13 protein-coding genes are annotated in these 13,097 nt (G+C 42.8%); 9 read left to right on the forward strand and 4 right to left on the reverse strand.

Translation table 11 applies throughout. The features are described 5' to 3' along the window. Positions 1 to 12 precede the first annotated feature (12 nt). Positions 13 to 705, reverse strand: a complete 693-nt coding sequence (ubiE, locus tag HCR01_RS24860) for a bifunctional demethylmenaquinone methyltransferase/2-methoxy-6-polyprenyl-1,4-benzoquinol methylase UbiE (protein WP_193198755.1) — start codon at positions 703 to 705, stop codon at positions 13 to 15. A gap of 112 nt (positions 706 to 817) precedes the next feature. Then, positions 818 to 1,774, reverse strand: coding sequence for a response regulator (locus HCR01_RS24865; protein WP_193198756.1), 957 nt, complete (start codon positions 1,772 to 1,774; stop codon positions 818 to 820). A 592-nt stretch (positions 1,775 to 2,366) separates the two neighbouring features. Between HCR01_RS24865 and HCR01_RS24870 the strand changes: the two genes are divergently transcribed. The 3 genes from HCR01_RS24870 (at position 2,367) to HCR01_RS24880 (ending at position 5,387) form a co-directional block, all read left to right on the forward strand. Further along, positions 2,367 to 3,452 (forward strand): RuBisCO accumulation factor 1, encoded by a 1,086-nt coding sequence (locus tag HCR01_RS24870; protein ID WP_193198757.1) that lies wholly within the window; start codon positions 2,367 to 2,369, stop codon positions 3,450 to 3,452. A gap of 80 nt (positions 3,453 to 3,532) precedes the next feature. Continuing rightward, positions 3,533 to 3,991 (forward strand): MarR family winged helix-turn-helix transcriptional regulator, encoded by a 459-nt coding sequence (locus HCR01_RS24875; RefSeq protein WP_193198758.1) that lies wholly within the window; start codon positions 3,533 to 3,535, stop codon positions 3,989 to 3,991. Between the two features lie 55 nt (positions 3,992 to 4,046). Then, positions 4,047 to 5,387, forward strand: a complete 1,341-nt coding sequence (locus HCR01_RS24880) for an SCP2 sterol-binding domain-containing protein (RefSeq protein ID WP_193198759.1) — start codon at positions 4,047 to 4,049, stop codon at positions 5,385 to 5,387. On the opposite strand, the gene HCR01_RS24885 is transcribed toward HCR01_RS24880, so the two are convergent. Further along, positions 5,382 to 7,064 (reverse strand): glycosyltransferase family 39 protein, encoded by a 1,683-nt coding sequence (locus HCR01_RS24885; protein WP_193198760.1) that lies wholly within the window; start codon positions 7,062 to 7,064, stop codon positions 5,382 to 5,384. The genes HCR01_RS24880 and HCR01_RS24885 overlap by 6 nt on opposite strands. Before the next feature lie 110 nt (positions 7,065 to 7,174). Between HCR01_RS24885 and HCR01_RS24890 the strand changes: the two genes are divergently transcribed. Both HCR01_RS24890 and HCR01_RS24895 read left to right on the forward strand, forming a co-directional pair. After that, on the forward strand, positions 7,175 to 9,658 hold the full coding sequence (locus HCR01_RS24890) for an ATP-dependent helicase (protein ID WP_193198761.1): 2,484 nt from the start codon (positions 7,175 to 7,177) through the stop codon (positions 9,656 to 9,658). 128 nt (positions 9,659 to 9,786) lie between these two features. Continuing rightward, positions 9,787 to 10,518, forward strand: coding sequence for a hypothetical protein (locus HCR01_RS24895; RefSeq protein WP_193198762.1), 732 nt, complete (start codon positions 9,787 to 9,789; stop codon positions 10,516 to 10,518). A 4-nt stretch (positions 10,519 to 10,522) separates the two neighbouring features. Here HCR01_RS24895 and HCR01_RS24900 read toward each other — a convergent pair whose 3' ends face one another. Further along, complete coding sequence (locus HCR01_RS24900) at positions 10,523 to 10,708, reverse strand: GrpB family protein (protein WP_226889603.1); 186 nt, start codon at positions 10,706 to 10,708, stop codon at positions 10,523 to 10,525. A gap of 189 nt (positions 10,709 to 10,897) precedes the next feature. Here HCR01_RS24900 and rpmI point away from each other — a divergent pair, with 189 nt between their 5' ends. The 4 genes from rpmI (at position 10,898) to HCR01_RS24920 (ending at position 12,984) form a co-directional block, all read left to right on the forward strand. Beyond that, entirely contained in the window at positions 10,898 to 11,095 is a 198-nt protein-coding gene (gene rpmI / locus HCR01_RS24905) for a 50S ribosomal protein L35 (protein WP_193198763.1), read from the forward strand. Between the two features lie 21 nt (positions 11,096 to 11,116). Further along, complete coding sequence (rplT, locus tag HCR01_RS24910) at positions 11,117 to 11,473, forward strand: 50S ribosomal protein L20 (RefSeq protein WP_193198764.1); 357 nt, start codon at positions 11,117 to 11,119, stop codon at positions 11,471 to 11,473. A gap of 12 nt (positions 11,474 to 11,485) precedes the next feature. Further along, positions 11,486 to 12,301 (forward strand): transporter substrate-binding domain-containing protein, encoded by an 816-nt coding sequence (locus tag HCR01_RS24915; protein WP_193198765.1) that lies wholly within the window; start codon positions 11,486 to 11,488, stop codon positions 12,299 to 12,301. A 158-nt stretch (positions 12,302 to 12,459) separates the two neighbouring features. Next, positions 12,460 to 12,984, forward strand: coding sequence for a tetratricopeptide repeat protein (locus tag HCR01_RS24920; RefSeq protein WP_193198766.1), 525 nt, complete (start codon positions 12,460 to 12,462; stop codon positions 12,982 to 12,984). Positions 12,985 to 13,097 lie beyond the last annotated feature (113 nt).

Here is a 13,097-nt window from a genome sequence, read left to right on the forward strand (position 1 = left end):
CAAATCTAAAATCTAAAATTTGCTTACTACCAGCACTCCCATCATACCGTTCACAATGGGGTAGTGTGTGGCAACTGCAAAACCAACTTGACGAGCTAACTCTACTTGCTCTGTTCCAATGGGAAAGCGGTCTAAGCTGGGACTGATGTAAGCATATTCTTCCTTTAAACCTAAATGATTGGCCACTGGCACGACAAAACCGTCCAGATACCACTGCTGAAAAGTGCGTAACTGAGGGTTGCTCGGTCGGTGAAAATCTAAAATCGCAGCTTTAGCTCCTGGTTTCAAGACACGATATAACTCTTTGAGACTGCGAGAAATATCTGTAACATTTCTTAAACCATACCCCATTGTCGCAGCGTCAAATTGGTTATCGTCAAAGGGTAAATCTAAGACATCGGCTTCTACCCAGGTGATAGCAGGTTGGGGATAATGACTTTGGGAGCGTTCTTTGGCAGTTTCCAACAAGTTTGGGGAAAAGTCTACTCCGTACACATGTCCCATTGCTCCCACACGCCGCGCCAAGCGCAAGGCTAAATCCCCACTACCGCAACACAAATCAAGGCAAGTATCTCCTGGTTTAGCTGCGCTCCATTTAACTGCCATTTCCTTCCATATTCGGTGTTGTCCCAGACTCAACCAATCGTTCAACTGGTCATAAACTGGAGCAATACGGTTAAAAATGGCACGAATTTCGTTAGTCATTGGTCAAGAGTCAAGGGTCAAGAGTAGAGACGCGATTAACCGCGTCTTTACAAGAGTCAAGGGTCAAGGGTCAAATGCTATTGACTTTGGACTCCGGACTTTTGACTCTTGCCTAAATTTTGGTTTTATGAAAGCGACTACTAGTAAGAGCGATCGCCACTAGTTGCGCTGATAAATCAATTAGCTTTAATTCATCTTCTCGCAAAGTGCAGGGTTGTTTCCACTGTAGTGATAATACTCCCAATAGTTCATTTCGATAGCTAATTGGAATAACTAAATGTGCTTGCACTCCCGTGTTTTGGTAGTGGGTAATACTATTTAATTTTGTGTCTTTAAGTACATTTAAGGATATTTGCATTTGCCCAGTGGCGATCGCTTCGCTAGTCAGTGGGTCTTGTGCTAGCCAATTTTCTACTGTACCTGTATCGCTGTAACTCCCTTGAGTTGCAACTAGAGTATTGCCCTCTGTTAGTTGCAAAATGCAGCCATCCGCTGCAAAAGTCTCATTAACAGCCCTAGCAATTGGTGTGAGAGTCTCCTCTAAGCTAGAAGCGGCTTGAGTTACTTGCACCAAAACAGTCAGCAGCGCCATTTGGGCATGAGCACGGCGCAATTCTTCTGTGCGTTGTTTGAGCAAGTCGTAGGTTTCTGCTGCTCTTTGCACCACCGCCTTCAGTTCCCCTGGATCCCAAGGCTTGGTGATATATTTGTAGACTTGCCCAGCATTAATTGCTTCTACCAAGTCTTCAATATCAGTAAATCCGGTGAGAATTATCCTTACCGTATCAGGAAACTGAGGTACAGTCTTACTGAGAAACTCAGTTCCTTTCATTTCTGGCATTCGTTGATCGGAGATGATTACCGCAACTTCCCCTTCTGCTGCCAATACTTGGAGAGCGTTCATCCCACTATCGGCTTTGAGGACATTAAAGTCGCGCCGAAAAGTACGATAAAGCAGATCGAGATTATCTGGCTCATCGTCAACTACCAAGATTTTGAGTTTTTTTGGTCGTTCCAGAGTCATCAATTGATGATGGACTTTATCAAGTTCGAGACTGGGATTATCCATAAAATGATTCCTTTAAAATATTCACTGTTTTGTTATATTCCATACCAAGCGTAGTTGAGAAAAATTGATAAGCCTTGCGGGTATTTGCGGATATAAGTCAAGGCTGGTTAAATCCTCTGTTCTTAAATGCTACAGATGAAATTTGCCTGTTCAAACTATCTTTGCTAGAAGAAATTTAGGCAACTATAACCAATAGAACCAAATAACTGGGTGTAAATAAACATAATTATGCAATTTGACAATGAATAAATGTCCGCTTTTAGTATTGATTAAAACAGACAATTGGCAGTTATAACTAGCTGTTACGTTTATTCATGCCCACTTAAGTAATAGTATCATTTGTAACTTGCAATTAAATTTGATCTACATTCCTTGATGGTAAAAGCCCCCAGATTTATCTGTGGGATAAATCCAAAATTTAAAATCCGTCTTGGAAAGTTGCGTGGGCAGCTCTGCCGACTTGAGCAAACTTTCCGCAAAATCTAAAATTGAATGACGGTATGGTAGTTTCGTGTAGACAGTTAAAGATTAAAATAAGACTTGCTGATGAGGTGATGAATTATCCTCTCAAGTTAAAGCTCGCACTGTGATTATGACTGATCTGCCACCCAACACTCAAAATCCTGATGATGCTACTAATGATGTAGCACAAGAATTTTTGCGAAAGCTGAGGCAAAAGCAAGGCAGCTGGGTGGAATGGGGAGTAGCGATCGCCTACTTGCAAAAAAACGGTTACAATCCCCAAGAAATCTTTGAGGCCACGGGATTTGAGCCGATTCAACAAAATCAGGTAGTCGTTGGTTCCCAAGTTTACAATTCTTTAGAAAAGTTCGGGGCATCGGAAGCGACGCGATCGCACTACACTGCACGCGGTAGTGATATTTTGTACGAACTGCGTTTGCTTAATCAAGAAGAACGCGCCGGCGCCGCCGAACTTGCCTTCATCCACAAAATTGACGCCGATGAAGCGCGAGAAGTGGCAAAATCAATCAAAGAGTTCTCCTATTTCCGCACTTTGCCAGAAGGGTTTTCTACCCATCCGGGAGATGCCGTTGCTTACCAAGCTTGGAAACTAGCACGCCAAAATACAGATTTACAACAGCGATCGCGCCTAATTGCTAAAGGCTTACGTTTCGCTCATACACCAACAGCAAGGCAACAAATCGAACAACTATTGACTGATTTTAGTGTTGTTCCCAAGCGTCCAGCACCAATTTTGCCGTTTTATCGTCTGGAATCAGAAGAAGAATTACCCCGGATCGTCCCTGTGGTGGGCGAGTTACCGTTGACAAAACAAGAGTTGCAAGCTGTACCTTTGGTGACAGAAATTGAACCATTTCGGATGGTCAAGTTTTCTGGAGAGCAAGCTTGGGTTCCATTACCGGGTTGGCAAGTGTTATTGAGGGCAGAAGATCCAATAGTGATTTTAGCAAATAGCGATCGCTTACCCAACCAGACACAAAGCGAGCCAAAACCAGTGCTGGTAGTTATAGATCGCGCCCAACGCCAATGGGATGAATCCAGCTACTTTGTTGTTGAGAACTCTGGCGAATTAGATTTTCAGTGGTTTGAAACTGAGCCAGAAATTCCTCTGTTGGGGAAAATCATCATCATTGTACGTGCTAAGAGAATCCTCGATGAAGAACTAACCAAAGATTCTTGGCAGATTGACGAATAGCGCTCAACAGTATTTTTAGCTGCCGTTATGTGGAAGCCAAATTTCTTGACACAGCAATTGAGTGCATATACACTTATTTTATGGAAGACCAAGTTACTCAATTAGCCCAACTCAAAAAAGTTGGGACTACCTGTACCTGCTTTAATCTACGTAAAGCATCTCGTGTAATCACACACCTATTTGATGAGGTATTGCAACCAAGCGGGTTATTAGTGAATCAGTTTACCCTTATGGTTGCAATTAGCCTAGTTGGCTCGATGACGATCACGCACCTAGCCCAAGAATTAGTCCTGGATCGAACCACGCTGACACGCAACCTGAAGCCACTAGAAAGACAGGGGTTTATTCAAATTCAATCAGGACAGGATCAACGGATGCGGGTTGTAAGTTTAACACCTCAAGGACAGGAAGCTTTAGCGAAAGCATTGCCGCTATGGGACTTAGCACAGACTCGAATTGTTGAGCAATTAGGTCAAGAGCGGTGGAATACGTTGTTATCTGGTTTATCTGACACCGTGTCCTTATTCCGCGACAGTTAAATTTTTTTGAGTAAAAAGTGTATATACACATATTTAATTAATTAGGAGAGGTTGTATGTCTAAATTCGATAACCACCAGACTGTGAAAAAGTTTCGGGAGCAGAACCCACTTGATAATTCCACGCCAGTTTCTCCTTTAGATGCAGATTGGCTTCGTCGTTTGTGTTTAGAGATGGGGGCGGATGATGTTGGCTTTGTTGAGATTGATCGCCAAGAGATTGCCGATCAACGCCAAGACATCCTTGTTGCTTTCCCGCCGACAAAAACACTAGTTAGTTTTGTGTGCCGGATGAACCGCGAAAATGTCCGTAGTCCAGCGCGATCGGTAGCCAACGTGGAATTTCATACTACAGGCGATGAAGTCAACCAAATTGGACGTGAGATTGTCGCTACCCTTGAGCAAAAGGGCATTCGAGCCTTAAACCCAGCAATGGGTTTTCCGATGGAAATGGATCGCTTCCCTGGCAAAATTTGGGTTGTTTCCCACAAACCCGTAGCGGTTGCAGCCGGTTTAGGACACATGGGAATTCACCGCAACGTCATTCATCCCAAATTTGGCAACTTCATTTTACTGGGGACAATTTTAATAGATGCTGAAGTGACAGCATATAACAGACCAATTGACTACAATCCTTGCTTGGAATGCAAATTATGCGTAGTAGCCTGTCCAGTGGGAGCCATTGGTATGGATGGTCACTTTAATTTCTCAGCTTGTTACACTCACAATTATCGAGAGTTTATGGGAGGATTCACAGACTGGGTTGAAGATATTGCTGAGAGTAAAAATGCCCGTGACTACCGCCAAAAAGTGAATGATTCAGAATCAGCATCCATGTGGCAAAGTCTTAGTTTTAAGCCTAATTACAAAGCAGCTTATTGTGTGGCTGCTTGTCCAGCAGGGGAAGATGTGATTGGTCAATTCTTGAGGAATAAAAAAGAGTTTGTTCAAGAAGTAGTTAAACCTTTGCAGGATAAAGAAGAAACTATCTATGTCGTTCCCGGTTCTGACGCAGAAGCTTTTGTAGAGCGCCGATTTCCTCACAAGAAAGTTAAGCAAGTTAGTAATGGTATTCACCCTAATTCTATTCGCGGGTTTCTATTCGGGTTGCCTCTTTTATTCCAACGTAATCAATCAAAAGGTTTGGATGTCACCTACCATTTTACATTTACTGGTGCAGAAGAATGCCAGGCAACAGTGATTATTAAAAATAAGACAATTCAAGTGCTAGATAATCATGTTGGAACAGCCAATATTCATGTTACTGCCGATACCGAAACTTGGTTGCGTTTTCTAGCTAAGGAAAAGAATATTGTTTGGGCGTTAGTGCAAAGAAAAATTCGGATTAAGGGGTCACTACAATTACTTCAGGCTTTTGGAAAATGTTTTCCTTCATAAATTACTGCACCGATAAAGCTGATAAGGAACACCTATGCGGTAGTGCTGCGCGGCATCTATGATGCAAGTTTGTCCAGAAAGTTCTAGACGCTGCGGATAATCCCGTTTTCTGATTCCAGGCCCAACAACCCATAAATTTAGCTTAGATGTTGCTGGTATAGGCAGTTGGGAAAGGTTTTGCCAAACAGCAGATAAGTCAGGGGATTTCTGTAAAAATGCAAAACTATCAGAGTCAATATATGAATTCAAAACTTTGGTATCCGTTGAAGTTTGACTTCTAAGTTGTTCTAATGCTGTAGCAAAACTTAATCCCAGCGCCACATCCTGATAATTGCTATATCCCACTACTAGCATGATTGGTACAGAAGGTTCCAGGTTCATATTTTGGGCAACTTGCTCAGGCTGGAAGGGCTTTTGAAAAACTAAATTAGAAACAACAAAAATACAACTAATTAAACCAACAAGTAAAAATATAAATACAGAATTGAGGTTATTTTTAATTCCAAAACTGGCTGCTATGAGGGCGCAAAAGCTAGGATAGTAAACAAAGTTGTAGCGTGGGACAACGGTAATATCTTTACCTAAAAAATAAACAATAATCAAGAACTGTAATAAGACGAAAATAGTAAAACTTAAAAGTGTGAAAGTTGCTAAATAAGTTGTACTTTGTAACCACAGCAGTTTTAAACCTTTGAAAACTTGTCTTCCTACCCAAATAGCAAATATCACCATTAAAAAGCCATAAATAACTGTAATTGGCAAAGGCTGATTTTCTACAGGTAGAGCAATCATCATTAACACCCAGCTAATAAGAGTTTGATATAAAGGTGCAATGTGAGTAGGAGACGGTAGCCAACTGGTTTCAGAACGCCGAACATGGCTCAATATCATTAGCAGCCAGGGAATGAAGCTAATTACAATACCACTAGTAGAAAAAATCAGGGCTAGCCAAACTTGGTGTTTGTTAATTATTTTTGCCTTACCCCAGTACATCAGCACAATTAGTGTTGCAATTTCAGCGATGAAAGCTAGAGCAAAAAAGTAGTGAACATAAAGACCAATGCTATTAATAATTGCCCATAACAGCCAAACCCAAAATCTAATACGAGCTCGCTCAAACATATCCTGCTGAATTTGGACTAACCCTAATAACGCTAAAGTTATAAGCAGCATGGGCATGGTATAATGACGTGCTTCTTGGGAAAGGTAAACAGCAAAGGGAGAAACAGCCATGATTGCTGCTGCCATGATTGCAGATGTTTTGGAAAAGGCAATACGATTGACAGCATAAATTGCCGCGCTCGCACCTACACCAAATAAAGCTGGTAGCGATCGCAATTTTTCCACCCACTCTGATCCTAAAGGAGTCATCCACCCTAACCAGCTATACATACTGCAAAAAAATAGCGGTGGATGCGTAGACTGGGTAGTAACATTTTCGGCAATTTGAGAACAACTCACCCCAGGTTGGAAAGTAAAAATCTCCTGCACGCGCTCCAGAGGAAACACAACATCCAAAGGTAAGTCATTGTAATTTTTTCCCAAGCTGAAAATGGCAGTAATTATCTCATCCATCCATAAAGGTTTTAAACCTAAATGCCAAAAGCGCAAGATCGTACCAATTACAATCACCCCAGCCAAACCCAGATAATGTAGATAAAGTCTGTGATTTGTCATTATTTAGTTATTAGGAATCTATAAAAACAGTAAACAGTTATCAGTGAACAATGACAATTGATAACTGATAACTGTGGTTTGGAAATTACATTCAAAATCTAAAATTTTATATGTCAGACGCTAATTTTACCGCCACTGCGCCTCAAGAATCTCTCCACTCACAATTATCTCAGCCATCGCCTATTACTTTGCTGCGGGAGAAAACTTTAGCAATCCGCAACAGTCTGCGTCCCGGACAACAACAAATGGCTGACTGGAAATCTGGGCCACTGGCTATTTCCGCCGTTCCTGGTGCTGGTAAATCCACGGGTATGGCGGCGGCGGCGGCGATCGCGATCGCACGTCAGTACGAAAGTTCTGCTACTTCACGCTCATTTTCCCGTCGTCAGTTGGTGGTTGTGACTTTTACTCGCTCCGCCGCCGCCAATATTAAAGCGAAGATCCGTAAATATTTACGAGATGAATTATCTTTACCTCAGACGGGTTTTGCTGTCTATACCTTGCATGGTTTGGCATTAAATATTGCCAGCCGTCATTCTGACTTATCAGGTTTACAGCTAGAAAATGTCACATTAATCACCCCAAGCCAAAGTCATCGCTTCATCCGAACTGCTGTAGAACAGTGGATTGCTAATAATCCAGGACGTTATTCTCGATTACTGGAAGGTCATCAATTTGATGGTGAAGAGACAGAAAGATTGCGTCGCCAGTCGGTACTGCGGACAGAAGTATTGCCGGAATTGGCGATTACGGTAATTCATGAAGCAAAAAGTTCGGGTATATCGCCAGAGAAGCTGCGGGAGTGGAGTCAACAAACCACAGATGAATATACAATTTTGCGAGTTGCATCTGGTTTGTACGAGCAGTATCAAAATTTAATGCGATCGCGTGACTTCATCGACTATGACGATATGATTTTAGCCGCGCTGCGCGTTTTGGAAAACGACAGCGCCCGTCGCATTGAGCAAAATCAAGTTTTCGCCGTCTTTGAAGACGAAGCCCAAGATTCTAGTCCCTTACAGACGCAGCTTTTAGAAATTTTGGCGAGTGACTCTTTGGAAGAGGGGGAGCAGGCGGACAATAATAACTCAGCACGGGCTAAACGCCCCGCTACCGCTAACAGCACTCAGCACTCAGGACTAAATTTAGTGCGAGTTGGTGATCCCAACCAAGCGATTAACTCTACATTTACCCCAGCTGATCCGATTTATTTCCGGCAATTTTGCGAAGAGTGCGATCGCGCCGAACGATTAGCAACAATGGATCAAGCTGGTCGCAGTACTAGAATTATCATTGAAGCTGCTAACTTTGCTCTCAAATGGGTGAATAGTTTTTATGGAGTCAAGGGTCAAGAGTTAGGAGACAGTAGTTATTATTCTCCCCCTGCTTCCCCTGCTCCTCATCCCCCACTCCCTTTTCGTCCTCAAGCAATTCACCCTGTTAACCTTGGCGACCCTCAACTTAATGCCAACCCAGCACCAGTAGGAAGAGGATTAGAACTGTATACTCCCCGTGACATTCATCACACAAGTGAATTGCTGTCCCAGAGGGTGATCGAGTTATTTGCCCAAGACCCAACACAAGTCAGTGCAGCGGTTTTAGTGCGAGAAAATCGTCAAGGACGTTGGCTAGCAGAGGCTCTAACACCTGTGTGTAAGGAGCATAAAATTACACTTTATGATGTGGGAGAACGCGATCGCCGCTCTCATGTCCCGCAAGAAATTTTGGCATTACTCCAATTTTGCGATCGCCCCCACTCTCCTGATTACCTCAAAGCAGCTTTAGAAGCCTTGGTGCAGCGCCAGTTAATTCCTACCCAAGACCTCAACGCCCTTGCTAGTCTCCCAGAAGAATTTTTATATCCTGGCCCTCTGGCTCCACCTCAACCAGAAGCAGTACAAAAAGCCTCACACTTGTGCCGCAGTTTACTCCGCGCTCGCTTAGAACTGCCTCTGTACCAACTAATTTCCTTCCTCGCCTTAACATTAAACTACGACCAAGCAGAACTGGCGACTGCTGACAAACTTGCAGAAAGGGTAAATCAGCAAATAGCCGGCAATAGTTCGATGAGCGCGATGCTCTCAACCTTAAGTGAAATCGTTAGTTCAGAACGGTTTGAACCTGTGGAAACTGATGATTCGGAAGCACGTTACACCCGTACTGGCCAGCTGACGATTATTACCATGCATAAAGCCAAAGGGTTGGACTGGGACTATGTGTTTCTTCCCTTTCTGCACGAAAACTTGATTCCTGGTAGGTTTTGGGTTCCGCCTCAAAGCCAGTTTTTAGGCGACTTTACTCTGTCAGAAGTGGCTCGCGCCCAAATTCGCGCCGCTCTCCACGGAGAATCTGATATACCGGATGTGGTACAAGCGTGGGAACAAGCAAAACACCTGAAAACTGCTGAGGAGTATCGTTTGCTCTACGTTGCAATGACACGGACAAAGCGCCTGTTATGGATGTCAGCAGCCCAGAAAGCGCCCTTTACTTGGAGTAAACCAGAGAATTTACAAGAACAAGCTGCTTGTCCTGTGTTTGGAGCATTAAAACGCCAGTTTCCCGAATGTGTAATGAATCTAATGGCATCTAAGTAAGCTGTTAGGTATTTAATTTGCTAGTACGCCCTTGAAATAATTGAACGGAAACTGCATTTAGAGTATGGCGTCAAAAGAACTATTGCCCACAGTAGCTATATTTCCTGTTCAATTTTCAAGGTATCTTTATGAAATCTATTGTCAAGCTATGTTCTCTTACTAACAACACCAGCAATTTTTCTAAAAATTTTGTATTGACTCTCACGTTAACGAGTTTGCTCTCTTGTGGATTCGGACTTAGTGCTAATTATGCGGCTGAGGCTATTCCTCATGCAGAACAGATACAATCACAAAGCCCACATAGATCAAATAGATTACCAAGAGCCGTTGCCAGAGCAGTGTTACGCGATGCTTCCAAGCGTTCTGGGCAAGCAATTGCTAATTTAAAAATCACTCAATTCAAATCACAGACCTTTGGAAATCCCTGTATTTTCAACTTTGGTGAAATTTGTACTAGAGAATATAACCCGATCAAGGGCTGGCAAGTAATTGTACGAGTTCAACAGCAATTTTGGACTTATCATGTGAATCAATCTGGCTCACAAATCGTTTTAGATCCGAAAGCCAATGTATCGGGTGCCACTCAATTGCCAAAAGCGATCGCAGATGCAATTTTAGGCGATGCATCAAAGCGTTCTGGGGTAGCAACGACTGATTTAAAAATTACTCAAGCGACACCAAAAACCTTTGGAAATCCCTGTCAATTCAACTTTGGTGAAATCTGCACCCAGCAGTTTGACCCTGTTGAAGGCTGGGAAGTGATTGTCAGGATTAAGAAGCAATCTTGGACTTATCATGTGAATCAATCTGGCTCACAAATCGTTTTAGATCCGCAAGTCAGAGCCACTAGTAAAAGTTAAATTATTACTGAGTTTTGTTAATATCCTCACACTGTGCTTTTGCCATCACAGCACGGATACAATCATTTTTACCATTGGTATAAGCCTCGCGATCGCTCCGAAAACTTGCCGCCAAGCGGCGCTTTGGTTTAGCAGCCATTCCTGGTATTGCAGTACTACCTATATCTACAACTAAATCATTGCCCAACACTTGCTAAATACGCGCAGCTTCTTGTTCAAACAAGGTCTGCTAACGCGGGTCATATTCGACTATATTTATTTCATCCATAAGTGAAGGTAATGTTATCTGCACTTAAAGTAGTTAAATCCTTTACTTAATTGCTATTCAAGTAATTTTAATAGTATATAATTATGGATCGTGTCGAATTAAAGCCAGCCCATGCCTAAACTAAAGACTCGTAAAGCAGCGGCAAAGCGATTCCGTGCCACCGGCACAGGTAAAATCGTCCGTCGGAAAGCCTTTAAAAACCACCTTCTAGAGCATAAAAGTTCCAATAAGAAGCGTAACCTGTCCAAGACTGCACTTGTACATGAACGCGATGAAGATAATGTACGCTTGATGCTCCCATATTTGTAAGTCCTTCAGGAATATTAAGTTATGACACGGGTAAAACGCGGTAATGTCGCTCGTAAACGCCGCAATAAAATTCTCAAACTAGCTAAAGGTTTTCGCGGTTCTCACTCAACTCTGTTTAGAACCGCCAACCAACAAGTGATGAAGGCACTACGGAGTGCCTACCGCGATCGCAAAAACAAAAAACGCGATTTTCGCCGCCTCTGGATCACCCGCATCAACGCTGCTGCTAGGCTACACGGCATGAGTTACAGTCAGTTAATCGGCAACCTGAAAAAAGCCGATATCCAACTAAATCGCAAGATGTTGGCACAATTGGCAGTTCTCGATCCAGCAAGCTTCGGCAAAGTTGCTGAGTTGGCCAGTCAAGCTAAAGGATAAAGGTGGTAACGGATGAATAACCGATGTAACAGATGGCTAACAATTAATCGGTTACATCTGGTATTATCCGCTACCATAGTCTGTATTCTCTGCTATTCCATTTTGGCGACGGGATTCATCGCATCTGCTGCCCAAATGCCAGAAATTCAGCAGCGGGGCTATTTAACTATTGCCGTCAAAGATAACTTGCGTCCCTTGGGATTTAGAGACGCCAGCGGCAATTTGCAAGGCTTAGAAATTGATTTGGCGAAGCGTTTAGCAGATGACTTGCTAGGCAAACCAGATGCTATCAAGTTACAACCAGTAGCAAATCGCGATCGCCTAACTGTAGTCTTAGATCAGAAAGTTGATTTTGCGATCGCCAGAGTCACAGCAACCGAGTCACGCGCTCGCCTAGTTAATTTCAGTGTTCCTTACTACTTCGATGGCGCAGTCTTGGTTACAAAAGATGCCTCTGTGCAAAAGCTGAGCGATTTGGCAAAACGGAAGATTGCCGTACTTAATAACTCCAGTACCATCGCCCAAGTGCGTTACTATGTGCCAAATGCTGAGTTAGTAGGAGTAAATTCTTACGAAGAAGCAAGAGAGCAAATAGAAAGTAATACCGCCGTAGCTTTTGCCGCAGATGCTAGCGTTCTAAGTGGTTGGGTGCAACAATATCCTCAGTATCGGCTACTGCCAACCAAACTATCTACTGAACCCTTGTCCGTAGTAATGCCCAAGGGATTGCAGTACGATGAGTTAAGACGAGGAGTGAATGAAGCGATCACTCGTTACTTAGCAGAAGGTTGGCTTCAGCAACGCTCTCAATATTGGGGCTTACCGTAATTTGCACGGTAGCGGGGCGTTTAGCCCGTGCTGAGTGGGAGATGAGGAAGCGAGAGACAAAGAGAATAACTACTAACTCTTGACCCTTGACTTTTGACCCTTGACAAAAACCTGATAATAGATACAGAAGTAACTTTTAATAATTGTATTTGCAAATAATGGATAACAATCTAGCCGTTGTTTATCTCTCGATTTTGGTGGGTCTACTCGCATTTACACTTGTGGGTGTTTTTCGCCAGATTTTGAAAACTCGCAAGCTTGAAAGCTCTCTGTCACGATTGCGAAAGAAATTAGAGAAAGAAAAGGGTACAGCTCAAGAATATTATGAGTTAGCCAGTATTTATTCAGAAAAAAAATTGTTTTCCCAGGCGATCGCGCTATTTCAAAAAGCTCTTAAAGCCGCTGAAGAAGAGGGTGAAGAAAATATTGCCCCCATTTACAATGGTCTAGGCTATGCTTACTTTACCCAAGAGCAATACGACTTAGCGATTCGCCAGTACAAAGAAGCGCTCAAAAAGAAACCAGATTATGTAACAGGGTTGAATAATCTTGGTCATGCTTACGAGCGAAAAAAATTAACTGCTCAGGCATTACAAACTTACGAAGAAGCACTAAAATATTCTCCCAACAACTCTACTGCTAAACGCCGTGCAGAATCTTTACGCCGTTTAGTTTCTGCGTAAATAAAAGTAACTGAGTATCAGTTAAAGCGAGAGGGGTAAGGGGCTAAGAAAGAATTATCCCCTTACCCTTTAACCTTTCCCCTCTTAAGAGTCCCTAGCTGTTAGCAAATTAA

The organism is Nostoc sp. MG11 (assembly GCF_014904695.1).
Taxonomy (GTDB): Bacteria; Cyanobacteriota; Cyanobacteriia; order Cyanobacteriales; family Nostocaceae; genus Komarekiella.